The 25,826-nt window shown below is 36.0% G+C and carries 17 protein-coding genes; 7 read left to right on the plus strand and 10 right to left on the minus strand.

The genetic code is table 11. The annotated features are described in order from the left end of the window. Positions 1–4: 4 nt before the first annotated feature. The 5 genes from GIY83_RS09080 (at position 5) to nagB (ending at position 11,394) form a co-directional block, all read left to right on the plus strand. The gene (locus GIY83_RS09080; protein ID WP_208686456.1) at positions 5–2,683 is read left to right on the plus strand and encodes a DUF4962 domain-containing protein; all 2,679 of its coding nucleotides are present in this window, start codon (positions 5–7) and stop codon (positions 2,681–2,683) included. 222 nt (positions 2,684–2,905) lie between these two features. Then, positions 2,906–6,949, plus strand: a complete 4,044-nt coding sequence (locus tag GIY83_RS09085; RefSeq protein WP_208686458.1) for a two-component regulator propeller domain-containing protein — start codon at positions 2,906–2,908, stop codon at positions 6,947–6,949. 236 nt (positions 6,950–7,185) lie between these two features. Further along, a complete protein-coding gene (locus GIY83_RS09090; protein ID WP_208686460.1) occupies positions 7,186–8,316 on the plus strand; it encodes a DUF4861 family protein in 1,131 nt (376 codons plus the stop codon). A 212-nt stretch (positions 8,317–8,528) separates the two neighbouring features. Then, the gene (locus tag GIY83_RS09095) at positions 8,529–9,320 is read left to right on the plus strand and encodes a gluconate 5-dehydrogenase (protein WP_208686462.1); all 792 of its coding nucleotides are present in this window, start codon (positions 8,529–8,531) and stop codon (positions 9,318–9,320) included. Between the two features lie 145 nt (positions 9,321–9,465). Beyond that, positions 9,466–11,394 (plus strand): glucosamine-6-phosphate deaminase, encoded by a 1,929-nt coding sequence (gene nagB / locus GIY83_RS09100; RefSeq protein WP_208686465.1) that lies wholly within the window; start codon positions 9,466–9,468, stop codon positions 11,392–11,394. Between the two features lie 78 nt (positions 11,395–11,472). On the opposite strand, the gene GIY83_RS09105 is transcribed toward nagB, so the two are convergent. From GIY83_RS09105 to GIY83_RS09135, 7 genes are all read right to left on the minus strand, one after another. Then, entirely contained in the window at positions 11,473–12,771 is a 1,299-nt protein-coding gene (locus tag GIY83_RS09105; protein ID WP_208686467.1) for an erythromycin esterase family protein, read from the minus strand. A gap of 252 nt (positions 12,772–13,023) precedes the next feature. Then, positions 13,024–14,532 carry a DEAD/DEAH box helicase gene (locus tag GIY83_RS09110; protein ID WP_229029256.1) on the minus strand — a complete coding sequence of 503 codons (1,509 nt, stop codon included), beginning with the start codon at positions 14,530–14,532 and terminating at the stop codon, positions 13,024–13,026. A 46-nt stretch (positions 14,533–14,578) separates the two neighbouring features. Beyond that, positions 14,579–14,749 carry a hypothetical protein gene (locus tag GIY83_RS09115; protein WP_194614759.1) on the minus strand — a complete coding sequence of 57 codons (171 nt, stop codon included), beginning with the start codon at positions 14,747–14,749 and terminating at the stop codon, positions 14,579–14,581. Positions 14,750–15,040: 291 nt separating this feature from the next. Continuing rightward, the gene (locus GIY83_RS09120) at positions 15,041–16,177 is read right to left on the minus strand and encodes an NADH-dependent flavin oxidoreductase (protein WP_208686472.1); all 1,137 of its coding nucleotides are present in this window, start codon (positions 16,175–16,177) and stop codon (positions 15,041–15,043) included. Between the two features lie 325 nt (positions 16,178–16,502). Then, complete coding sequence (locus GIY83_RS09125; protein WP_208686474.1) at positions 16,503–16,889, minus strand: nuclear transport factor 2 family protein; 387 nt, start codon at positions 16,887–16,889, stop codon at positions 16,503–16,505. Positions 16,890–16,894: 5 nt separating this feature from the next. Further along, on the minus strand, positions 16,895–17,455 hold the full coding sequence (locus GIY83_RS09130; RefSeq protein WP_194614762.1) for a nuclear transport factor 2 family protein: 561 nt from the start codon (positions 17,453–17,455) through the stop codon (positions 16,895–16,897). 326 nt (positions 17,456–17,781) lie between these two features. Continuing rightward, positions 17,782–18,642 (minus strand): AraC family transcriptional regulator, encoded by an 861-nt coding sequence (locus GIY83_RS09135; protein WP_208686476.1) that lies wholly within the window; start codon positions 18,640–18,642, stop codon positions 17,782–17,784. Positions 18,643–18,848: 206 nt separating this feature from the next. Between GIY83_RS09135 and GIY83_RS09140 the strand changes: the two genes are divergently transcribed. Then, a complete protein-coding gene (locus GIY83_RS09140; RefSeq protein WP_208686478.1) occupies positions 18,849–19,136 on the plus strand; it encodes a hypothetical protein in 288 nt (95 codons plus the stop codon). Between the two features lie 59 nt (positions 19,137–19,195). Here GIY83_RS09140 and GIY83_RS09145 read toward each other — a convergent pair whose 3' ends face one another. Next, a complete protein-coding gene (locus GIY83_RS09145; RefSeq protein ID WP_208686480.1) occupies positions 19,196–20,485 on the minus strand; it encodes a hypothetical protein in 1,290 nt (429 codons plus the stop codon). Between the two features lie 263 nt (positions 20,486–20,748). Between GIY83_RS09145 and GIY83_RS09150 the strand changes: the two genes are divergently transcribed. Further along, on the plus strand, positions 20,749–22,737 hold the full coding sequence (locus tag GIY83_RS09150; protein WP_208686482.1) for an ATP-binding protein: 1,989 nt from the start codon (positions 20,749–20,751) through the stop codon (positions 22,735–22,737). Positions 22,738–22,759: 22 nt separating this feature from the next. Here the strand turns inward: GIY83_RS09150 and GIY83_RS09155 are convergent, their stop codons facing one another. Further along, positions 22,760–23,764: a family 43 glycosylhydrolase gene (locus GIY83_RS09155; protein WP_208686483.1), complete on the minus strand. Its 1,005-nt coding sequence runs from the start codon at positions 23,762–23,764 to the stop codon at positions 22,760–22,762. Between the two features lie 32 nt (positions 23,765–23,796). Continuing rightward, positions 23,797–25,800, minus strand: coding sequence for a DUF2264 domain-containing protein (locus GIY83_RS09160; RefSeq protein ID WP_208686485.1), 2,004 nt, complete (start codon positions 25,798–25,800; stop codon positions 23,797–23,799). Positions 25,801–25,826 lie beyond the last annotated feature (26 nt).

Here is a 25,826-nt window from a genome sequence, read left to right on the forward strand (position 1 = left end):
TTTTATGAAAAAAACATATACAATAATACTATCTATTTTGGCACTTTCTGTTTTCAGTCAGCAGCAACCTGCCACAATAAAATTAACAGCAGAAAAACTGCATTCAAGAGTCCGTGAATGGCCTTATCCTGTAAACGGAATTACAGTTCCTACCAATGCTCCCGCCTTATTATGGCCTGCAACCAATGGAAAAGAAATGGTAAAACCAATGGAAAGCGGCAGTGAAGTTACCGAAGATCCAAATATTGGTAATGTGCACTACAAAGTAATGCTGGCCAGCGATAAAAACTTCGGCAATGATTTGATAACAAGTGCTGAACAGCGCTGGGCCGTTTACCCATTGCACCAATCCTTAAAAGCCGGAAAATGGTACTGGAAATACGGTTACGCCCTAAAAGACAGCAATCAATGGACATGGTCTCCGATCTACGATTTTGTAGTTGACAACAAATATAACAATGAAAAAGTATCACCGCCAATAAGCGAGGTTTTAAAACGCAACGAAGGAGCACATCCGCTTTTATGGGATATGGACAGTATTGGCGAAGATTTTTATAAAAACAATCTGGATAATCCCGAAGCTAAAAAATTTATCGCTTACGCGGAAAAACTAATTCTGGCACCGCTCCCAACAGAAAAACCCCAAAGAGTAATTGATACTACAGGCAAAAATAAATTAGAAAAAAAGATTATTGTAGAAAGAATGTACCATGGTTTTGGTGATGCTGTTGGGACTCCTGTTCGTAATTTATGCATCGCCTATCAACTGACCAAAGACGAACGTTTTATTCAGGACGCTAAACGCAGAGCCTTAAACATTGCCGCCATGAACCCAAACGGATTGGCTACAGGCGACGATTTTACAAGCGGTGCTGTACTCGAAGCTTTGGGCTGGTTTTATGATGCAGGATATCAATTTTTAACACCACAGGAAAAAGAAACATTCAAAAATATCATTACCATCAGGGCGAAACGCGTTTACAATCATTTGCCTAACCGTTTTGAATTGCATGTAAGCGATAATCACGTTTGGCAAATTACACTACGAAATCTTGCGATAGCTACAGTAGCCGTAATTAATGATGTTCCAGAAGCCAAAGAATGGCTTACGTATATGTACGAAGTCTGGTCGGCACGTTTTCCGGTTCTGGGCACTACAGATGGCGGCTGGCATGAAGGAAACGGCTATTTTAGAGTCAACTTTAAGTCGATTGTTTATTTATCACAAATGTTTGGTGATTTTAGCGGAGTTGATTACTTCAAATTACCGTGGATGCAAAATCTTCCGTATTATATGCTGTACACACACCCAAACGGAGCTGCAAGTACTGCAATTGGCGACATGTGGGAGAACATTCCGTACATCGTAAAAGGCGAAGCCTGGTTTGCAGATGCCCTGACTTATAAAATGAATAATCCGTGCTTAAACTGGTATGTGGGCGAAATAAAAAGAGATTATCCTGCCTATTATCACGGTACAGATGATTTCTTATTCTTTAGATTATTAAACTATAAACCCAACAGAAATTTGCCTGCAAATTCTCCTACTGACTTGCCTAAAACCCGCAAATTTGGAGATGTTGGTGTAGTAGCCATGCACGAAGATTTGGCTCATGGCGATAAAACCCTGAGCAGTTATTTGTTCAGCAGTCCATTTGGTTCTTCGGGGCACGGACATGCTTCGCAGAATGCTTTTACCATCAATTACAAAGGAAAAGTAATTTTTGGAGGAACGGGTTATTATAGCAATTTTAGCGACAAGCACAATCTTTTATACTATAGAACATCAAAAGCTTACAACACCATTTTAGCCGATAGTTTAAATCAAAAATTGGGTGAAGAAGGTTACGGATGGATTCCGAGAGCTATTTCAGGAAAACACATTCAATATGCTTTGGGAGATGCCAGTAATGCTTACGGAGAAATTAAAAGCGAATTTTGGCTTGACAGATTCAAACAGATTAATGTTGTGCCGAATAAAGCCAATGGTTACGGAGATTCAGGAGTAACTTTATACCGCAGACATATGCTGCAATTAGAAGGCGGATATATTGTTTTGTATGATGAACTGGAAGCTAAAAATCCTGTAAAATGGACCACTCAGTTCCACTGCCCGTATTATACGATCGAAGGAGAAAATTCGGTGAAAGCCAAACAACAAAACTTCATTGTAAAAACAGACTTAGGAAATGTCAATGCAAGTGTATTTGCGAATAGTCCGCTAAAAATGGCAGTACATAACCAATTCTACGAAGCTGCCGTTAACTGGAATAAAGTCACCAATGATGAAGGTCAGATTAAAGAATTTAAAGACCAATGGCACGCCGGAATTACTTCTGAAGCGAAACAAAAATTCAGGTTTCTAACCATTATTCAGATTAAAGATGGAAAAACAGAAGTCATCAAAACTATCGCAAACAACAATGGTTTATCGCATTTACAAGTTGGAGATTGGGATATTCAGGTGCAGTTAGACGGAGAAAAACCTGTCGCTTTACAAGTTTCAGGAAAAGCGGTAAAATCGCTATTTAGCTATGGTAATCTGCCTGTTACATTTCAAGGAAAAGCCTATTCACCTAAAATTGAAGGAAGTTCAGTATTGTTAGAATCAGAAGGTACTAAAGTAAATAAACAAGAAGCTATAGACGAATTGCCGGATGTGGCCAAATATGACAAAAATTAAAACAAATAAGATGTTTGCTTTTTCTTTAAATTAGATGTTGTTTAAACACATAGAAACATCAATTTTAAATGCTAAAAGAATGCAAAAAAGAAATACATTTCTTTCACATAGTCAATTATGTGCATTTACAATAAGTGAAACGCTTTTTTTAGTTACCAAAAAGCTATCATTCTATTTTAAAACAGAAATAAGCATAAATAAAACCATTATAATACCACTTTCATGAAGAAAACGATTGCCATTATTGCGTTTTTCTACATTTTTCTTTTTGCAGCCAAAAGCCATGCACAAGTTCAGGATCGATATTTTCGTAATATTTCGGTAGATAAAGGCTTGTCGCAAAGTTCAGTCTTTGCCATTCAGCAGGATACTTTGGGCTTTATCTGGATTGGAACCCAGGACGGATTAAATCGTTACGACAGCAAGGGTTTCAAAGTGTATCGGCCAGTAAAAAATGTAAAAAACAGCCTGCAGTCGTATTACATCCGCAGTTTATTTACGGATCATAAAGAGCAATTATGGGTGGGCGGCAATCAGGGAATAAGCGTTTACAATTATAATACGGATAGTTTTACCAATTATCCGCTTCCGCGAAATATAGGCGAATGGTATATCTCCTCTATAACCGAAGACAAAGAGCATAGAATCTGGGCAAGTTCTATTGCGGGCGATGTTTTTATGCTGGATCCAAAAGAGGAAAAATTTACGGCCGTAAAGTTCAATGCTTCTTCACATGAAATCAAAAAAATAGCGTATATCGGACTTTGGCAGCAGCAAATTATTCTGGGAACCGATGTTGGGCTTTTCAAACTCAATCCAAAAACGCATCAGCTGGCTAAAATTAATTTAGGAGTAAAAAAAACCTATATCAATGATGTTTACATAGATCGTAAAAAATTATGGGTCGCTACCGAAGGCCAGGGCGTGATTCAGTACAATGCTGAAAACGGACAGACTACTTCCCTGCTTCATAGCACCGGAAACAATAGCATTGCCGATAATAATATTAGATGTGTTGGAAAAGATACCGAGGGAAATATCTGGCTGGGAACCTTTAAGGGATTGACTATTTTCAATCCAGACAACAATTCTTTTACCAATTATTACCATCAAATCTCTCAGCCCTATACTATTAGTCAAAACTCTGTTCGCTGCTTTTTTAAAGACAAACAAAACGGAATCTGGTTAGGAACCTATTATGGCGGTTTAAACTACTATCATAAAAACGATATCAAGTTCAATTTGCTAAGTCAAAACTCAGGAAAACCTTCTTTAAACGATGAAGTAATTGGCGTGATTAAACAAGATGTTAAAGGAAATTTCTGGATTGGAAGCAACGATAAAGGCCTAAATTACTGGAATAAAAACGCTAACACGATTACCTATTATTCGAACAGTGAAAATAATCCAAACAGTTTAAGTTCAAACAACATTAAAGCCATTGCATTCGATGATAACGGGAATGTTTTAATTGGTACGCACAACGGCGGATTGAATTTATTGAACCCTAACAGTGGTTCTGTTCAGCGTTTTCGACATGACGAAAACAATCCCAACACAATTGCCGGAGATTTGGTTTACAGCTTATTAAAAGATTCTAAAGGACGTATCTGGGTAGGTACCCGATCAGGATTAGACCAGTTTCATCCCGAAACCAAAACCTTTACGCACATTCACTTAGACAAGGCCGGAAAGCGCCTGACATCAGACGATATTACGTTTTTGTTTGAAGACAGCAAACATCGAATCTGGATTGGAACCACAAACGGCGTAACACTGTTTTATCCTGATACACAATTATTTGGAAACATCGGACACGGAAAATTGAGCGACGATATTATAAACTGTATTACCGAAGATCAAAAACACCGAATCTGGCTTGGTACCAGAGAAGGTTTACGATTATATGATGAAGCCCAGGAATCATTCATTAGCTTTAAAACCGGAAAAGATTTCGTTAAGGAAACGATTTACGGAATTGTTCCGGATGATGACGGAAACCTCTGGATATCAACCAACAGCGGACTGATCAAATTTAATCCTGATAAAGATGCTATGCAGACTTTTGACGAAAGCGACGGTTTACAGAACAAGCAATTCAACGATTATGCTTTCTATAAAGCAAAAGACGGCATGCTGCTTTTTGGAGGTATAAAAGGGATTTCATATTTCTATCCGTCGATGATTAAACAGCAGCCGCTTCCTTTAAAACTAAGTTTTACAGGTTTAGAAGTTTTAAATAAAAACGTTGCGGTGGCAGATGAAACGGACATTCTGGAGGAACATATCGACCAGACAAACGAACTGGAAATTGGACCGGAATACAAACAATTCAGTATCTTTTTTAATACCTTCAATTATATTTCATCGAACCGGACGTACTACTATTATAAGCTGGAAGGAATCGATAAAGACTGGCAGCGTACTGATGAACTAAAGGTGAGCTACAGTAATTTACCTGCAGGAAAATACTATTTCCAAATCAAGGCAATTGGTCCAAATGGCGAAACAAGTGCGGTGCGAAATTTAAAGATCAGCATACTCCCGCCCTGGTACAAAACAATTTGGTTTTCTTTGTTATTACTGGCCATTATCAGTACCGCAATATACATTGGTTTTCAAATCATAAAAGGACGAATAAAAGCCGTTGAGCAATTAAAATTAGAACGAATTGACAAAGAAAGAGTGAGCTATATCAATCAGGTAAAAATGGATTTTTTTACTAATGTATCGCATGAACTAAGAACGCCTTTAACACTGATTTTAGCTCCTTTAGAAGAGTTATTAAAAATGCCTTTTGCAGATAAAATCTCTAAAAAGAAACATGAATTAATGTTCATCAATGCAAAAAGGCTTTACAATTTGGTCGATCAGTTATTTGAGTTCAGAAAAACCGAAATGGGAACCCGTCAGCTTAAAGTTGGCAAAGGTGATATCGTGAGTTTTACGGAGGAAATCTTCGAATCGTTTAAACCTCTTTCTGAGAAAAACAGCATTCATTACACCTACCATTCCGAAGAATCACAGCTGTTATTTTATTTTGATAAAGACGCCATGGAAAAGATTTTATTCAATCTTTTATCCAATGCATTTAAATATACCAAAACCGGTCAAAGCATTCATGTCGAATTAGTAAAGAAAAACGATACTGTACAAATAAAGGTCGCCGACACGGGGGTCGGAATTAGCAAAGACGATCTCTCAAAAGTTTTTGATCGTTTTTATCAGGTAAACAACCGTGAGATGAATTTGGGTTCCGGTGTGGGATTGGCCTTTACAAAACGTTTGGTCGAATTGCATCACGGCGAAATTACAGCCGAAAGTACCATGCAGGAAGGAAGTATTTTTACTGTAACCATTCCGGTTTCAGATCATATTTATAAAAACGATCAGCATGTAGAAGAGTCTGCTTATAATTTGTCGATCATATCGGATAATGAACTGGAAACAGACGATTCTTTATTGCCTGAAGAAAATGAAATAACCGAAAGAGATCAGCCTATAAAACTTTTAATTGTAGACGATAATAAAGAAATTATAGATTATCTGCAGGATTACTTCAGCAAAGTTTATGATGTTACCGTGGCCTATGATGGTCAGATGGCTTTAGACCTTTTAGAAATTCAGCCTTTTGATCTTATTATCAGTGACGTCATGATGCCGGAGCTCGATGGTTTGCATTTTTGTAAAAAGGTAAAACAGAACATTAATACCTCGCACATTCCGCTAATGCTTTTGACAGCCAGAAACGAAACCAGCCAACAGCTAAAAGGATTGGAAATGGGTGCCGACGATTATATCACAAAACCATTTTCGACTCCGTTACTGGCCGCAAAAATTACAAATTTGCTGCGTTCCCGTAAACGCTTAAAAGAATATTATTCGGTAGGAAAAGAAATGGTTCCCGAGAATATCGCTTTTAATACGCTTGATGAAGAATTTTTAAAACAAGCCATTCAGATTGTCGAAGATCACCTGGCCGATTCTGAATTTTCAGTAGATCAATTCAGCAAAGAAATCGGAATGAGCCGCTCTAACCTTTACTTGAAGTTAAAGGCCATAACAGGCGAATCTGCAATGGATTTTATCAAAAGAATCCGATTTAAAAAAGCAGTTGAACTCATGCAGAGTAAACGCTATACCATTGCGCAAATCACATATATGTGCGGCTTTAATTCGCCATCGTATTTCTCTACCGCATTCAAGCAGCATTACGGTTGTATGCCGAGCGAATATTTAGCAAAACTGGAAAACACAGAAGAATAACTCAACTTAAACAACACAAATAAACTACTATACAATGAAAAACTACAGTCGTTCTTCTTAACGAAAATCTTTAAAAACTGAGCTTCTAAAAGGCTAAAATCAATACTGATTTATTATTCTGAAAAAGTATAATCTCGTACAAATGCAAAACTCATTTGGAATCGGGAAGCACAAGCTATGCCTTTTTTGAATGAATTTTAAAAAAAACACATTAAAAACAACAATTATTACCACTCATGAAATTAGTCAAAATTCACTTTTTACTGGCTTTTATTTTGCCTTTCACTCTTATAGCACAATCAAAAGCAATTGTAACCATTCAGAATAATTCGGCTTTAAACCGAAAAGAATCGGTCATAGGCATAAAATGGACAACCGTGCTTTCCTCCTATTCACAAATCGATACGGCCAATTTTGTGGTGATTAACAGCATTACCAAAAAGCAAGTTCCTTTTCAGTTAGAACACAAAGGAAAAGCTGCAATTCAAAATCTATTGGTACAAGTTGATGTTAAAGCAAAAGCATCGCTCACACTTTCAATTCAAAAAGGAAAACCGAAAACGTTTGCAGCCAAAACCTATGCTCGCTTTGTTCCGGAACGATTGGATGATTTTGCCTGGGAAAATGACAAAATCGCCTTTCGCGCTTATGGGAAAGCATTAGAAAAAACCGAAGGAGACGCTTACGGTTATGATGTCTGGGTAAAAAGAACCAATAAATTAGTCTTAAACGACCGTTACAAACGAAACGATTATCATATCGATCATGGAGACGGATTAGATTATTATCATGTTGGTTATACATTAGGCGCCGGCAATATGGCTCCGTACGTAAAGGATACTATTCGTTATTCAGGAAATTATCATCAATGGAAAGTTCTAGACAATGGCCCGTTACGATCTACTTTTCAATTAATTTACGATACCTGGAATGCAGGAGGAATAAAAGTGACCGCTGTAAAAACGATCTCGCTGGATGCCGGCTCGCAACTCAACCGAATTGAAAACATTTACACAGTCAACGATAATAAACCCATGCCTGTTGTGGCTGGAATCATCAGACGTGAAAAGCAAGGCATAATTGGCTTAAACGAACAACAAGGAATTATGAGTTACTGGGAACCGACTTTTGACAAAGAAGGAACTACAGCTGTTGCAATAATATTAAGCACTCCGGCAGAAAAAATGTGGGTCGATAAAGAGCAGTTACTAACCCAAACTTCGGTTAGGAACAATGAACCGATCGTGTATTATTCCGGTGCTGCCTGGGACAAAGCGGGTCAGATAACTAACTCAAAACAATGGCAGGATTACTTAGACCATTTCAATCAGGAAATTCAAAATCCTTTGATTGTAGTTATAAAATAAAACGCGAACTATAGTATTAAAAAATAGAAACATATACAGTGTAACTTTAAATAGTAGTTTAACTTATTTAAAATGCAAAAAGTGAGACTAAGTGAAAGAAAATATTTCTTTTTAATATCCTTTCATAGCACCAGAACCTATGTTTGTATGTGTTTCAATAATTACATTATCTAAAAAAAATCAAGATTACTAATAACCAAAAACTTAAAAAAATGTCAATTAACTTATTTGATTTAACGGGAAAAACAGCCCTCATTACAGGAGGAGTTCATGGTCTGGGAATGGCAATGGCCAAAGGACTTGGACATGCGGGTGCAAAAATTGTAGTAAACGATCACTCGTCGCAGGAAGCTGTAGACAATGCCATAGCCGAATACAAAGCTGAAGGAATCGAAGCTTATGGATATCTATTTGACGTAACCGATGAAGCTGCTGTAATTGCTACAATCAACAAAATAGAAGCTGAAGTTGGCCCAATAGATATTTTAATTAATAATGCCGGAATCATCAAAAGAACGCCTATTATAGAAATGGAGGTTGCCGATTTTGAAGCTGTAATCAAAGTAGATCTAACAGGCCCTTTTATTGTATCAAAAAATGTGGCAAAAGGAATGATCGAACGCGGTGGAGGAAAAATTATTAACATGTGCTCGATGATGAGCGAATTGGGAAGAGATTCTGTAAGCGCCTATGCATCAGCAAAAGGCGGACTAAAAATGCTAACTAAAAACATGGCTACGGAATGGGCCAAATTTAATATTCAGACGAACGGAATTGGTCCCGGTTATTTTGCTACAAGCCAGACCGCTCCTATTCGTGTAAACGGTCATCCGTTTAACGAATTTATTATGGGCAGAACACCCGCAGGACGTTGGGGAGACCCGGATGATCTGCAAGGTGCGGCTATCTTTTTAAGTTCTAAAGCAAGCGATTTTGTAAACGGACACATCGTGTATGTCGATGGCGGAATTTTGGCTACCATAGGAAAACCTTCTAACGAGTAACACTTTTTAAACACATAGCTCTCAATAGCTTTCAGAATAAAAAGCAGAAAAGATTAAAAAAATCTGCTAAATCTGCTAAATCTGCGTGAAAAATAAAAACACAAAGTATTAAAGATCTATTGACATATAAAAAAATGAAATTAAAATGATAAAAAGTACCCTAGATAAAGCAACAGGATTCGAGAAACGATTTGAAAACATTAATAGCGTTGTTTTCGAAAATTCTTCTGAGGCTTCAAAAGCAGTTGCTCAGGAAATTGCAGTTTTAATACAATCCAAACAAAAAGAAAACAAACCTTGTATTTTAGGTCTGGCAACAGGCTCTTCTCCTAAAGGATTGTATGCAGAACTAGTTCGTTTACATAAAGAAGAAGGATTAAGTTTTAAGAATGTTATCACCTTCAACTTAGACGAATATTACCCGATGGAACCAGATTCTATCAACAGCTACGTTCGATTTATGAAAGAACTGCTCTTGGATCAGGTTGATATTTTACCGGAGAATTATCATATTCCGGACGGAACTTTATCCAAAGAAGAAATTGCCGATTATTGTCATAATTATGAAGCTAAAATTGAAGCGTTGGGCGGTATCGATTTACAGATTCTTGGAATTGGCGGTAACGGACATATTGGTTTTAATGAATCTGGTTCACTTCAAAACTCAAAAACTCGTTTAGTCGCATTAGATCATATTACCAGAGTCGCAGCAAGCGGTGATTTTTCGGGATTGAGCAATACACCAAGAACTGCTATTACGCTTGGAGTGAAAAAGATTATGGAAGCCAAACAGGTTATTTTAATGGCCTGGGGAGAAGGAAAATCGAATATCATCAAAAAATCGGTTGAAGGAGAAGTGACGAATCAAATTCCAGCTTCTTTTTTGCAGGAACACAACAATGCCGTTTTTGTTTTGGATAAAGAAGCATCTTCTAAACTAACCAGAATCAACAGACCATGGCTGGTAGAAAAAATTGTATGGACCGATAAATTAATCCGAAAAGCTGTTTTAGGATTGGCATTAGACTTAAAAAAGCCCATTTTAATGCTGACCGATGCTGATTATATCGAAAACGGAATGAGCGATTTACTGGCAGATTCCGGTCCGGCTTACGACATCAACATTAAAATATTCAATAAATTACAAAATACCATTACAGGCTGGCCGGGCGGAAAACCAAATGCTGACGATACCAATCGCCCTGAAAGAGCAGAACCGGCCAAAAAACGTGTACTAATTTTTAGTCCGCATCCTGATGATGATATTATCAGCATGGGTGGTACTTTTATGCGCCTGCAACAACAAGGTCATGAAGTGCATGTGGCGTACCAAACTTCAGGAAACATTGCCGTTGCCGATGATGAGGCTTTGCGATTTGCCAGTTTTGTGATTGATTATAATGCTAAATTTGGAATAAAAAGTCCTGAAGCCGAGGATATTTATAAAAAAGCAGTCACCTTTTTAAAGAACAAAAAAGCCAGCGAAATTGATATTCCGAAAGTGCGATACCTAAAAGGGTTGATTCGAAAAGGAGAAGCCCGTTCAACCAGTTATTTTGTGGGTCTGCCGGATGAGCAGATTCATTTTATGGAATTGCCTTTTTATGAAACCGGAACTATCGAGAAAAAACCTTTAGGTAAAGAAGACATTCAGCTTACAATGGATTTGATCGAAAAAATAAAACCTCATCAAATTTATGCAGCAGGAGATCTGGCCGATCCGCACGGAACGCATAAAGTTTGTCTGGACGCTGTTTTTGAAGCCGTAAAAGCATTAAAACCAAAAGCTTTTATGAACGACTGCTGGCTATGGCTGTACCGCGGAGCCTGGCAGGAATGGGGAATTGACGAAGTCGAAATGGCAGTACCCATGAGCCCTGATCAGGTTTTGGAAAAACGCCACGGAATTTTCAAACATCAATCTCAAAAAGATGGTGTTGTTTTTCAGGGAACTGATGCGAGAGAATTTTGGCAGAGAGCCGAAGACCGAAACAGTGAAACAGCTGAATTGTATAATCAGTTAGGTTTGTCTCGTTATGCTGCCATGGAAGCTTTTGTAAGGTGGGAGTTTTAATCCTGTAGGATCACTTAAAAAAAACGCTAATTTCTGAATTAGCGTTTTTTTTATGCCTTTTTATTACAATTCAATCCTTTATTTTGCAATCAAATTATTAGTTGGAAGTGTAATATTTTTTATAAAGATTAGTCCATCGTACATTTCTGAAAACTTTTTTTCATACAAATGGTTCTTTTTGGGATCGAAACCTCCTCCACCTGCAACTATTTGTTTCGATTTCTTTTTGAAGAAATCCGAAGAACTGCCCTCTAAAGCTTTAGACATATCTATAAAGTAAATTTCGTCCTTTGCTTCAATAAGTGTTTCGGCATAAGTTTTGGCATATGGTTTATTTAACTCCACTTTTTTCCAACTGGGTTTTTCATCTTTATCGGAAAAATAACCCGCTTGTGTACCTTTGCCAAAATCAAACCCTACACTATAATAATCATTTTTATAATAATCCTTCAAATGTTTTCCCAGATTATAAATCTTTCGGGTGCTGTAATTTCCAGCTTTTAAATTATTAATATGCTCGTTATGAGCCCAAATAAAAGCTTTTCCGTTTTTTGATTTATTTTCTATTATCCATTTAGCATTTTCAAACATTTTCAAATCTCTATCCTGAGAATAATGATTTTGTACATAATACGTGTATTGTGATAAATAATTTAAAGCTCTTATTGCTGAATCGAACTCATCCCTATTCTCGTCTTTAATGCCTTTTCTAAAATCGAGTAAAATACTCTTAATTTCATTTAGCTTTGGAGTCTGAATGTCTGCCCAATTAGTTGATTCGCCGTAAGTAACTTTTTTCTCTACACAATTGTCCACTACTAAAAGAAGTTCTTCGCTTACAGGAATGGTATACTTTTTTACTAAACCACGTATTTCCAAATTGATGTTTCGCACCACTTGTATGTCCATACCATAAAATTGAATTTGTTCGTCCTTAGGCTTATTAAGATTATAATTTCTCATCCATTGCAAGAGATTCACCACTTCTTTGCAATGCCAAAATCCGATGCTGAAATTTTGAGCAATAGTTTCTGCTTTACCATTTCCTCCGCTAATCCATTCGTTTATTCCAGCTTCTGAAGTGTAGGAATCCTCCATAATAAACACTTTTACATTTTGGGTTTCAACCAAATATTTGAAAAATTTTGCCTTTAAATCAAAAAATTCTTTTCCTTGGTGTGTCGTTTCTCCGAATCCGAAAATTTTTGCATCAGCAAACTTCTGCGGAATGTTATTATTGAATATCAAAAGGTTGGTATCTGGATTTGCATCTTCAATTTTGATTGCGTTTTCATTAATCCAGCTTACAGCCGTATTATTCTGGGCATATGTTTGAAATAATAGAAAAAATGAAATGGCTGAAATAAATATTCTCATCTGTATATGTTTGTTTCAAATATATTATATTTTCCCTACAAATCACTACAAGACTTTTTCCATAAACGTAATCTGACATATAATATTTGGACTTGAACCCGGATTGATCAAAAAAAGCCGCCTAAAAATGAATTTAGACGGCTTAATTAAATACACTTAACTACTCAGGTAGCTAAAATGATATAATAAAATTTGAAATAATTTACTACAAGTTATTTTTTTATTATTTCAAATGATAAGGTTTGTTTTAATCTATGCCGCCTTTACCTTTGGGTACAACTTTATAATTAATCCCTTTAAGCGGTTTTTATAATCCTCCATCAGCCATTCTTTATAGTTTTTACTGGCATTATCAAGACACTTAACATACTGTTTTACGCGCCATTCTATTTCAGGCTGTAATAATTCTGCCAAAGAAATGGCCTGCGATAATGTGTGGGCATTATCCATACACATCTTTGCCTGCTGCCTAACCGACTGCTGAATAACGTTTTTTGGCTTTTTATCAGTATCAATAGCTTCCTGATAATTTCCTTCGACATCAAAAGTCATTTCCAGAGTATTGGGAAACTGAGCTCTTAATTCAGCGGGCAAAGCATGCGAATGTACAGATGTTCCGCCATTAGCATGATGACGCAGCTGTTTGGCAAAATCATCAGGATGCTCAAAAACATATTTCCAGTCCACAGGTTCTTCCCAAGGGCCAAAACGGTGTATATTATTGCCCAGATCTGTAATTCCAAAATTTTTTTTAGACGGAAGTTTTCTTGCTCCGCGCCCAATCATTTGATGGTATAGCGTTATAGAAGTCGTAGCACGATTTAGAATCACATGCTGCACAGTAGGCTCATCAAATCCTGTTGTAAGTATGGAAACCGAAGTAAGAATAGCCCCTTTTGTTTTTTTAAACCATTTCAGAATTTTTTTTCGCTCATCATCCGATGTTTTATTATCAAGATGTTTTATAGCAAATCCGGCGGCGGTAAAAGTTTCATATACTCTAAGAGACGTTTCAATTCCGTTATTAAAAATAAGCGTTTTTTGCCCTTCTGCATTTTCTTTAAAGGCTTGCAGCAATAAATCCTGCATCGCTGCAGAACTATACAATTCATTAGAGGAACTTATGGTATAATCTCCATGTAATCCCGTTTTTAAAGAATTTAATTCTACTTCATAAACATACGATTGTGGTTTTGCCAGAAATCCATCTGAAATAAGTGCTGCAATATTTACGCCTGTAATTAAGGAGTTATAATGTTTCTTCATGGGTTTAGAAGTATCACAACTAAAAGGCGTGGCTGTAACACCAATTACCACTGCTTTCTTAAAACTGCTCATTAATTTCCTGAAAGAATTGTGATGCGCTTCATCTACGATAACAAGACCAACATTATTGGTTTTTATTTTTTTAGATTTAATTCTGTTTCGAAGCGTTTCTACCATTGCCACATAACAGTCACAATCAGGTTTAAAATTACCGCTTGTGCTGCTTATTATGAGATTTTTTACTCCAATATTTTTTAATGTAGTGGATGTTTGCGTGCATAATTCTTTACGATGTGTCAGAATAACAACCGTTTTGCCAAATCGCTCTATAAATCTTCTGGCTATTTCAGAAAACACAACTGTTTTACCGCCGCCAGTTGGCAATTGATATAAGAGTTTTGGAGCAGCAGAACTTTCCATCTGATCAAAAATAGTTTCAATATCTTTTTCCTGATAATCGTAGAAAGTATTTTTGGATTTTGTATTGATTTTCATCTTTTTTGGCATACTATAATTAAATAATCAAATATTTATTTCTTGCTTAATCATCTGCCGGCAAAAGCTGTGATTCCATAAACTTGCCGGTAACAATTGTACCTTCTTCATCTTCCCATTGGGTAATAACATTTTCTATTAAGTCCGGCTCGAAATCAATAATTTTCATGATCTGATTACCAAACTCCTGCTGTACATTTTGACCTTTCTTAAACATAATTTTGATCATTAATAGTTAGTGAATAATTCTCTTTATTTCTAAAAACTGATCATTCAGTTTTAGTATATTAAAAATAATTAAGCCTATTCGCAAATGATTTACAACATTATGTTGCTTTATTATATTATTATTTGATTGGCAATTTAAATTCGCTTATTAAGCAAAAAGGTATATCCTTTCGAATATACCTTTTTTAGATCTTTTTATTTTTACTTAAACCCAACTGAATTTAAATCATAAACTAATTGATTTTCATATCATATACCTTTGTTATGGTCATTAATTAAATTAAGCTTCTACTTCTACCCAACCTTCTAATTTTTCGAATATTGTCATTAATTTTGATGGGATTTTTTTCTCTTGTACTGTTGCAAGTTTAAGAATTGAAGTGATCTTCTCTTCTTCTCCATTTTTAGTTAATTCTACCCAATCAGGATTAACAATCAAAGTTCTTCCTATTGCTGCCATAGAAACACCATAGTCTACAACCTGATCAGCCATTGCAGGCGTTGTAATACCTCCCGCAACAAGAACAGGAACTCTGTTGTTTACATAATTGTTTAGTACAACCGATATCGGTTCGCTAGAAAATTCTGAATCAATTGCTTTTTGATTAACGGCATCCAGCAGAGAGAAATGTAAATAATCAATCTTTTCTTCAATCAACTTATCCATTAGAATAAACGTATCCGGAAGTCCATAAGTTTGTTGCGGAAATTCTTCAGGTGAAATTCTATACCCTATCAAAAAAGGACGATCAGCATATTTTGAAATTATACTTTTTACTGCTCTTAAAATTTCCAGGCTAAGTCGTAAACGATTTTCCAGTGAACCTCCCCATTGATCATTTCTGTTATTGAAAAAAGGCGATATAAAATTTTGAAGCAAAAATCCATGTGCCCCGTGAATCTCTACGCCATCAAAACCTGCTTCAATTGCTCTTCTGGTAGTTTCGGCAAATGCTTTGATGATTTCCAAAATTTCATTTTCACTCAATTCTTTTGGAAGATTTTCTTTTTCAAAAAGTACTATAGGTCCGCTTGACACTGCACTTGCACTTACCACTTCACCATCTGGAATAAGTCCGGGAATTGCTTTATTGCCTGCGTGAAAGATCTGTAAAATTGCCGGTGCTCCACCACTTTTTACAGCATTCGCCAATTTCTTCAAACTGGGAAGAAAAGTATCATCATATCCTGCAAATTCGTGGGTAAAACCAATGCCATTTGCCGTAACGTGGGTACATCCTGTGATTACTAATCCAACACCATTTACTCTTTTCTTGTAATATTCAACTTCTTCATCAGATATAGTGAAGTCTTCATTAGATGCCCAAGTAGTCATAGGCGACATCACAATTCTATTTTTTAAACTAATTCCGTTCGCAAATAACAAGGGAGCAAACAGCTTTTTATATTTATTCATTACTTATTTTTTTATTAAACAGGCTGCAATTGCTGCACCTTCTTTGTTGACAATTATAAATGTTGTTAATTACTTAGATCGGTAAATAATCGGTTGTTCCGCCTGCGTGAGCCAATTGAATAGCAGGAACACTTCCGGTACTTTTTATAAAAGATGCAATCTTAGCAAGCATTTCGATATGTCCATAATTCTGTTCTTAAACGTAACTGATTTGACAGTCAATGGGCTGAATAATTTTGACATTTTTGTTTTTATTTTTAAACACGAAGCTCCACTGAAAGCAATACGATGCTTCCAGTAAAAACTTTAACGAAATGATTTTTAATTATTTAGCATAGAGATGAAAAAGCTTTGCAATAACTTTCCATTCACCATTAATTTTGATTAATGAATGGTAATCGGTGAAATCTTCATCTGCAACATCGTGTTCCATTTCAATGCGAACAATTGCTGTGGTGGGTGTTTTGTGCAAAACCGTCAGATTGGTTTTGATATTTGGTGCTGCGCCAAATTTCTCCACATAGGTATACAAATTATCTATAGTACCTTCTGAGAGGTCATCACCCAAGTGACCATACATTATTGCATCCTGATGAAAGGTCTCTTTTAAGGCTGCTACATTCCCTGTTTTTAATCCCTGAACATAGCCTTCCATTGCCGCCAGGACATCTTCATAATCCTGAACGGTGTTTATATTTTTATTTGCTGCCATTTTTCTTATTTTTTAACTTGATAAATTTTACTGATGATTTTCCAGTTGCTGCCATCCTTAACCAATGTAAACATATCGGCATATTTGTCTGGTCCAAATTGAGATTCGATTCTCGCTATTGCTACATCACCTTCTACATCCAGAGTGGTCAATTTGTAATTCGCCTCCATTGGCTTCGCTGCAGAAAATCCATCAAATAGTGCCTGAATAGGAACACTTTTTAATGCTCCGTTTTCAGACCACGACATGGTTGCCGTTGACGCAAATGCTGGTTTTGCAATATTACCATCCCCTTTTCTTCCTGCTTCTACATATAAATCTATTGCTTTGAGGATACCTTCTTTTTCTTCTTGATTGTTTTGCATAACTTCTGTTTTATTGTTTTGATTATTTTTATCTTGACAGGAGACTAATACACCTCCAATTATTAGTGTTGAAATAAGGACTACCGTAGGGACTGAGGAAAATATTTTTTTCGAAATTTTTCCAATGCCTTGTCTAAAGACATTAGTATTAAAACCTGCGGAACTTGAAACTACGTTTTGTTGTTCTGGAATGTTTGTCATAAATCGTTTTGTTTTAGTTGAATATTATTAAATTTCCGAGCATAATCTACTGTACTGACTAACAGAATAGTTAAGCTCTATTTCTAAAACAAAGTTACAATGACCAAAGCGTGTAGTTTTTTCTAATTAGTTCAAAGATTTTGACTAATTAGTCCTTTTTGAGAATTAAAATATCCCGTGTGGAAGTTTCTCCAGTAATAAGATGTATTATAAAAACTCTTTTAATGATAAATTGGAAATTAAGATGGAAAAATGTGATTCAAATAATTGAATACCGGAATTTTATTGAAGGTGATTTAGTACTTGGTCAATTGGAGTATTGGCTATTAACGGGAGATACTTGGTGCCTGTCCGTGGAATTCCTTGTATATTCTTGAAAAGTGAGAGACATTTTCAAATCCCAGGCAATAACAGATATCTGAAACCGACAAAGCTGTAGTTTCCAGCATGTCTTTTGCCTTTTCCAATCTCTTTTCTCTGATCCAGGTTGCCGGTGCAACATTGTATATATTCTGAAAATCTCTTTTAAAACTCGAGAGACTTCTTCCGGAAAGATATGCTAGTTCCGAAACAGAGACTGGCGAAGCATAATGCTGTTCGACCACATTGCGGATATCAGTTCTTACAGGCTCGTGCAATTGCAGAATTTGTAAAAACATACTTCTGTTGCATTCTGCAACATCATAAAGTAATTCCATAATTTTCAGGCGAAGCTGTCCGGGATGTACCACAGAATGATCAAAAAAGTAAGGCTTCATAGAATGGGCAAATGCAACCAGACATTCATTCATTGGATAAACTCCTGTCTTAATTTCTCCCTCTGGTTTTGCTACCTTAATTTCTGAGGTTGATAAAAATGATTTTAGAAGATCATCTTTGATACTGAACATTAAACTATCGTAAATATTATCATTTTCAGCATTCCCGAATTTATGATACTTTACAGCAGTGGCTTTTTTCAACAAAATCATATCATTTTTGCAAAGCTTGTATTCCTGTTTTCCATAAGTCAACACCACAGATCCTTCCAGTACAATTAGTAGTAAATGCTGTTCTAAGTACATAGTTCCTTTAACTTCGGTACTGTGTATACACTGCTCGATTACAGAACAACCATCTAACATCAGGGAGTTTTGAGGCGCATCTCCGCCAATCAAAGAAGTTGGAACCTTAATCATTTTCTTCATATTGCAACTATTAAAGCGGTTTTAACTTTGCTTTGGAATTAATCCTAAAACACTATAAAGTTCAGATACAAAGATACGAGCACTAAGAAAAACATATTTTTCTTTTTAGTCCAAATATTTTGCTTTTTTAGTTCTTAAAATATTTTAACCCTTCCAAAAATCTGTTATGAATCAATTTTCGTATATGATAAGTAAAAGCAGTTGTCATGGAAACATTACCAACCTTTCTTATAAAAGTGCTGCAGATACTTGCCGACAGAAACGGCATGAGTTGTACTTTAGAAGAGCTAACAAGTCTCTTAACCCCAGTTTTTAATGCCTTCTCACCATTTAAAGACAGTAAATCCGATGAAAAGGAAAACCAAGCAATACTAGTAGATGCTTTACTATTTTTGAATAACGAGAGATATATCTTTCTAAATTCAAGTTGCGACAAAAGTTGTATAACTATAAAGGGGCTGATTTTAGTAAATAATAAAGTTTTTTGCAATTAAGTTAAGACTCTTTTTTGCAGTTTACAAAAGCCCATTTCATAAGAAATGAGCTTTTTTCATTATTCTTTTAAGCTCACTTCTTTTTTGTCGCCATCTTTATCTATAGTTACACGCTTCTCAATATTAGCCTTGTCTATATAGGATTGTCTGGCTGTACTGTAATTTGTTGATGAACCCGTATACCCCCAATAGTTATAATAATTGGTATAGCCCGATACATAGGAATAGTTATAAGAGTTAGAAAAATCAAAGCTGGCCATAACGACATAATTACCAGGCATAAGATCTGCGAATTCAAAATGTCCTTCATCATCGTAAACTTTGGCTTTTTTGACCGAATAACCAAAATCACGGTTCAAAGGAACTTCCGGCATTTTTTTCTGTTTGCGAATCTTCTTGTTCACTTCTACCCACTCCTCATAATAATCGGAACTTGGAAAAAGCGTAATCTCTGTACCCTTTGGAGCATATTGTTTCTTAGCGGTATTCACCAAACCACCCAATTTCTTTCCAGAGTCTGATCGTGCATAGGCTGTACCAATAATGACACTATTGCCTTTGGAGATTTGCTGCACCATAAGTTCTTTGTTGAATATGTTCTTAATAGGCTGATAATCGAGCTCTTCGTTGGCTGTAATTTCCCACATACCTTTACCCATAGACATTTCGCGCTGCCATAAACGATGGTCTTTTTTGTCTACAATATAATTATAGATAGCACCGGTATTTTCTTCTAAAACTGAGACAAGCCATGTGTCGTGCTTACCAGTCTTTGGAGAATTGTAGATAAAACTTTTTACCTCTTTGACGGTATAGTATTCAACAAGAACATCAGACTCATTATTATAGTAAAACTGCGGGATGCGGGCTTTATAACCTACATCTAATGGCAATGTACAAATCAAATGATCAGTCCAGTTCCAGTCAATATAAACCTCTTTGGGATGCAGTTTCAGCTTTTTATCCTTTTTGGTTTTCTTCGAATAATAATTTCCTGTAACCGTCTCACCAAAGTCGAGATTTAGTTTTGACTCCTTTCCATCGCTCGTATAGCTTATAGGTTTCAGTGTTTGGGCATCTGCTACACTGGTGCGGGCACTAGTTCTTGAATTGTCTTTTGGAGTATAGGAATTGGTCAGACTCAACTGATTATTTGCCACAACAATATCATAGGTTAATGTTCCCTGCTTTACCCAGCTTGTATCTTTAACATAATAAACGGTATAAAGGGATTTTTCGGGTTTGATGTATTTGGTATTGATATCCTTGCTGCCGGGTGCAACTGTCTTTTGACAGAATGCAGCAGATGAAAGCAGACTAACTGCTAAAACAAGTGCATAAAATTTCATATAAGTAGTACTATGGTTAATGATAAATAAATTGATTTTGTTTGCTCAATTTAGAAATCAAATGTAATAAAAAAGTTTTTATTTTTCCTGGGAGACAAATCGTATTTGAAAGTTATTTACTACGTAAGAATTTTAAATTACCTGTCAGACCATCATCATTTACTGTAGTAAAAAGAAAAAACAACCCTTTATTTGTGAGACTTATTTTTTTACCCGGTTTTACTTGAAATTATTCTATTTTTGCATTTTACTTTCCCAATAGAATGAATACTCTACAACAACCCATACCACACAACGAGCTGGAACGTCTGGCAGCATTAAAACGATACAATATTCTTGATACATTGCCCGAGGATGCTTTTGATGATGCTACAAAACTCGTTTCTTATATATGTGGCGTGCCCATCGCACATATTTCATTTATAGACCAGAACAGGCAGTGGTTTAAATCTGAAATTGGTATTGGAGTTTCAGAAGTTCCAAGAGAAATTACTTTTTGCCGTTATACTATTTTGGAATCGGAAATGGTTGAAATACCGGACACGCATGCAAATGAACGATTTAAAAATGATCCTAATGTTACAGGAGGTTTTAAAGTGAGATTTTATGCCGGGGTTCCCCTTACAACGCCTGACGGATATAACATAGGAACAATTTGCGCTATAGATCATGTGGCGAAAGAACTTAATAAAGACCAACGAAATGCACTTACTATTATTGGAAAGCACGTGATCAATCAGTTGGAATTAACAACAAAAAATATTGAATTGGCCGCCCAGAAAAAAATTGCCGATCGTGCCGTATTTGCAAAAGATAGTTTTTTAGCCAATATGAGTCATGAAATCAGAACTCCACTTAATGCAATCATTGGTTTTACCGACCTGCTGGCTCAAACAAGACTTGATGCTATTCAGCGTGATTATATCGAAAGTGTCCAAATTGCTGAAGAAAATTTACTTTTGATCGTAAATGATATTTTAGATCTTTCTAAAATAGAATCAGGCAATCTGACTATTGAAGCACAGCCTTTTAATTTAAAGAACACGCTTAAACATGTTTATGATTTACTAAAAGTAAAAGTTCAGAAAGATGTTGAATTTAATCTCTTTCTCGATGCCGATATGCCCGAAAATGTAATTGGCGATCAGGGAAGATTAAATCAGATACTAATGAACTTAGCCGGTAATGCGCTTAAGTTTACTGAAGATGGCGAAGTAACGGTTTCGGTAAAAAAAGTAGCCGAAACTGCCGATAATTATTCGCTTAGATTTTCGGTTAAAGATACCGGAATTGGAATAAAAGAGGATAAATTGAAAACTATTTTCGAACGATTTACACAAGCTGAAGAAAGTACTACGCGAAAATTTGGCGGCACCGGACTTGGCCTTAACATCGTAAAACAACTGGTAGAATTACAGAATTCGATAATTCACGTAAAAAGTAAAGAAGGACGCGGTTCAGAATTTTTCTTTGTACTGACTTATAAAAAATCAAACCAAATTGAAACTGCAGACGAAACTTTGTCCGAGTATAATTTGGGAAAACTTAAGATACTGCTTTGTGAGGATAATGTTTTAAATCAGAAACTGGTAAAGAACGTTATTTTCAATTTTGGCTTTGAATTAGACATAGCTGAAAATGGCGAAATAGGAATCGGTCTTTTATCAAAAAATAAATATGATTTGATATTAATGGATCTTCAGATGCCCGTTAAAGACGGATACCAAACCACAAAATACATCAGGAATGAAATGAACATGACTATTCCTATAATAGCCATGACAGCGCACTCTCTTGTGGGAGAACAGCAACTTTGTTTTGATGTAGGAATGGATGCGTATGTACCAAAACCTTTTAAGCAGCCCTTACTTTTAGAAGCGATAAAAACAGTTCTAAGCAAAGAGGGTAAAACGCAACCCAAAAGAAAGATTAATTTATCTTTTTTGGAAGAGATGGCTGGCGAAGATACTGCCTTTATAAAAGAGATGATTCAACTTTTTATTGAAAGAATCCCTAATGAAGCAGCACAACTTGAAAAAGCATTTCATAATAATGATAACGAGTCAGTAAAGAATATTGCGCATAATATGAAATCCAGTCTCGAAATTTTTATGCTAAAAGACCTTAGTAACTATTTAACTATTATTGAAGAAGAGGCTAAATCAGGACATTTTAGTACTGATACTGCAGATAAAATAAACTTTTTGCATCGTGAAATCATCGATGTCGTTAAAATTTTAAAGGCAGTATGATTAAAAATTTGAGACTGATTGTTTAATCTTTTTCATTTTGCATAAAATCCGGAAAACCGCTTTTTGTCCAATTTACTTTGCGTGCGCGAGTAGCACGATTTTTATCTGATAACTCGTGCCCTTGTATTTCTTTATAATCACGAGCATGATAAATCATTATCGTTGATTTTCCGTCTTCAGAAGTCGTAAACGAATTATGGCCGGGACCGTATCTTTTTAGCTCTTCGCTGGTGTAGAAAACTGGTCCCGGAGACTTGTTCCAGTTAGCAGCATTCAGCAAATCTGTGTCTTCATTCGCCCACAACAAACCCATACAATAATTATGATTTGTTGCACTGGCAGAATAGGCAATAAATATTCTTCCGTCTTTTTTAATTACGGCAGGTCCTTCATTTACATTGTATTTTACCCTTTCCCAGCTGAATTCAGGCTCGGTCAAAATCACTTCCGGCCCTGTAAGCGTGGTTGGATTTTTCATTTCAGATAGAACCAAAGCTGTTCCGCTATCTCCTCCACGTACATTTTGCGCCCATATTAAGTATCTTTTTCCTTTGTGCTCAAAAGTAGTGGCATCTAAAGAAAAGGATTCTTTTTGCGTTTTTATCTGTCCTTCTTCTTTCCATTTGCCCTGCATTGGGTCTGCTGACGAATTCGACAATACCCACATCCTGATATTCCATATATTTTCAGCCTCGCCTGCTGCAAAATAAATGTACCATTTACCATCGATCCTATGCAATTCGGGAGCCCAGATATGGCTTCCCATCACTCCTTTTTCATGTTTATGCCAAATTTCTTTTTCCTTGGCTTCTTTTAATCCGTTGATGCTATTTGCCTTTCTTAGTACGATACGATCATATTCCGGAACAGTTGCTATCAAAAAGTAGTCTCCGGTATCTGTTTTATATACCCAGGGATCAGCGCGCTGTTCTGCAATGGGGTTATTAAATTCTGTAGATTGTGAATAACTCTGATTAGAATACATTACAGTTACCATCACCAAAGTGAAAATTCTAATTAATCTCATGCTTACTTATTTTAATTTATTTATCAGACACCTTAAAATTGGATCTTTTTTTCTGGTTCTCCTTCAATTGTAACGGAGAAAGTACCATCACCTAAATCCATAATTTTACTCACAGGCGACAATTCTTTATTGGTAAATTTTTTATTTGATTGTTTCCAAAGCATCAAAGTCGCATAAATATTTGACTTTTTGGGTGCAGAAGTACTTCTTACATCAATAACACTACTTTCATTACTTTCCGGATGTAATCCTTTGGCTTTTACAACTTCTGTCTTTTCCCATCCTAAAATTGGAATCATTGCCAATTGGTATTTTCCGTTATCAATAATTGTAACATCAAATCCGTTTACCTTTTTTGTAGAAGTCACGATCTCTTTATCTAATTCTGGCAAAGCATAATGCCCCAACCTCATCGCAATTGTTTTATCACTATTGTTTTTATCTACTCTTAAAATTCCGTTTGCCAAAGGAATATCGGCTAAATTGAACTGGATATTTTCATCGGTTTCTAAAACTACATCTCTGTAATAAATGCCGTTTTCAAATTTCTTAAAAGTGTACAATCTAAAGGCTTCCCAGGCGCCATTTTTGTTTTTAATGACATAATTCATTGCCACTTCTCCATTTTCTCCATCAGCCTGCCAAGGAAAAGCGCTATTATAAGACAGCTTGTTATAATTTTCTGTTGATCTAAACTTTTGCCAGTCGTTTTTTACTTTTTCATTGCACCACGCTCGCACTTCAGAAGCTCCGATATTAGGATAATCTGTAATTAATATATGAGAATCTCCCTGATATTTATTGTAAACTTTGTCTTTTTTGAAAATGTCCCAATCGCCATTGTTTTCTTTGGCATTCCAAAAAGGATTATCATCAGGAACCAGCAATCCAAGGAATGCTTTTCCCATCCAATACACACTTCCCCTACAGCTGTAAACCTGAACGGATGGTTCGAAAGCGCCGTAAAAACCAAGTGTAGGCACATTATCTTTCATAAAATCGGGATGCGTTAAAAACTGTTTGATCACGCCAGACGAGATTCTTCGCATCCATCCATAATTGGTATTGGGATCATTTTGAAATCCCATTAAAGGAAAAGGAACTATAGCACCGGTTCTGTAGCTGATGCTTCTTCCCCACATGATCATTTCGCCATTTTTGCTAAACAAATTGGGGTAATTATCCTTTAAATCATTGAAATTACGGGTAAATTTAGCCACGATCTCCGGATAATGTGCTTTACCAAAAAACTCAGACCAAATTGTTCCGTACATCTGAAAAGCCCACATACTGTAGTAATCATACGCCGGACTATCATTGTACCAACCGTTTCCTGTGTAATTTTTTAGTGATTTTTCGAGATATTCCACCAATAATTTTTCATTTACCGTATAGCCTTGTTCTTTAAAAAAGCTCAATACAAAAATGTTGAAAAACTTCCAGTTCGAATCTACCGTTGGACCATCACCATAACTCAGCATAATTTTTGCCAGTGCATCTTTCTGATTTTTTGGTAATGGTTTCCATAAAACCTCAGGATTGGTAAGCAACGATACGGCCAAAGCGCCAAACTCTACTAGTTTTTGACTTGGCCCGCCATTTTGAGAACGAGGCGCAATATAAGATGGACTTGCCGGATCTGTTAATTTGCCTATTTGATACCGATAATAATCCCCTACTTTAATGTTATTAATCACTAATGATGGATTCTCTTTTAATAAAGGCGAAGCTATAAACAAGGTTCTGCAAAGCCCTTCCAGTTTTTCGGTTGGAACCTGGCTTTCTTCTTTGGGATAACTTTTCCCTTCCTGCTTGGGAAATTTCATAGGATCATCCAGCGTATGAATGTAACTAAATGCTCCGTCTAATAAATACAGTGCAGCATCTCTCCAATGTTGTTTTGTCATTCCGGTATACGGACTTATAGCGTAATTGGGATTTTTTATCTCAAATACGCTGGCTGTATTTTCTTTTTGCTGTGAAAATAAAGACACGCTAAAAACAAAAATTAAAAGGGATATTTTTACTTTATTCATTTTAAAATAATTTTGCAATATTATCA

The organism is Flavobacterium sp. SLB02, from assembly GCF_009664855.1.
GTDB lineage: Bacteria > Bacteroidota > Bacteroidia > Flavobacteriales > Flavobacteriaceae > Flavobacterium.

Bases quoted from the DNA above. Each gene is read 5' to 3' on its own strand.
- GIY83_RS09080 (WP_208686456.1), top strand. From the start codon at position 5: ATGAAAAAAACATATACAATAATACTATCTATTTTGGCACTTTCTGTT.
- GIY83_RS09085 (WP_208686458.1), top strand. From the start codon at position 2,906: ATGAAGAAAACGATTGCCATTATTGCGTTTTTCTACATTTTTCTTTTT.
- GIY83_RS09090 (WP_208686460.1), top strand. From the start codon at position 7,186: ATGAAATTAGTCAAAATTCACTTTTTACTGGCTTTTATTTTGCCTTTC.
- GIY83_RS09095 (WP_208686462.1), top strand. From the start codon at position 8,529: ATGTCAATTAACTTATTTGATTTAACGGGAAAAACAGCCCTCATTACA.
- nagB (WP_208686465.1), top strand. From the start codon at position 9,466: ATGATAAAAAGTACCCTAGATAAAGCAACAGGATTCGAGAAACGATTT.
- GIY83_RS09105 (WP_208686467.1), bottom strand. From the start codon at position 12,771: ATGAGAATATTTATTTCAGCCATTTCATTTTTTCTATTATTTCAAACA.
- GIY83_RS09110 (WP_229029256.1), bottom strand. From the start codon at position 14,532: ATGAAAATCAATACAAAATCCAAAAATACTTTCTACGATTATCAGGAA.
- GIY83_RS09115 (WP_194614759.1), bottom strand. From the start codon at position 14,749: ATGTTTAAGAAAGGTCAAAATGTACAGCAGGAGTTTGGTAATCAGATC.
- GIY83_RS09120 (WP_208686472.1), bottom strand. From the start codon at position 16,177: ATGAATAAATATAAAAAGCTGTTTGCTCCCTTGTTATTTGCGAACGGA.
- GIY83_RS09125 (WP_208686474.1), bottom strand. From the start codon at position 16,889: ATGGCAGCAAATAAAAATATAAACACCGTTCAGGATTATGAAGATGTC.
- GIY83_RS09130 (WP_194614762.1), bottom strand. From the start codon at position 17,455: ATGACAAACATTCCAGAACAACAAAACGTAGTTTCAAGTTCCGCAGGT.
- GIY83_RS09135 (WP_208686476.1), bottom strand. From the start codon at position 18,642: ATGAAGAAAATGATTAAGGTTCCAACTTCTTTGATTGGCGGAGATGCG.
- GIY83_RS09140 (WP_208686478.1), top strand. From the start codon at position 18,849: ATGGAAACATTACCAACCTTTCTTATAAAAGTGCTGCAGATACTTGCC.
- GIY83_RS09145 (WP_208686480.1), bottom strand. From the start codon at position 20,485: ATGAAATTTTATGCACTTGTTTTAGCAGTTAGTCTGCTTTCATCTGCT.
- GIY83_RS09150 (WP_208686482.1), top strand. From the start codon at position 20,749: ATGAATACTCTACAACAACCCATACCACACAACGAGCTGGAACGTCTG.
- GIY83_RS09155 (WP_208686483.1), bottom strand. From the start codon at position 23,764: ATGAGATTAATTAGAATTTTCACTTTGGTGATGGTAACTGTAATGTAT.
- GIY83_RS09160 (WP_208686485.1), bottom strand. From the start codon at position 25,800: ATGAATAAAGTAAAAATATCCCTTTTAATTTTTGTTTTTAGCGTGTCT.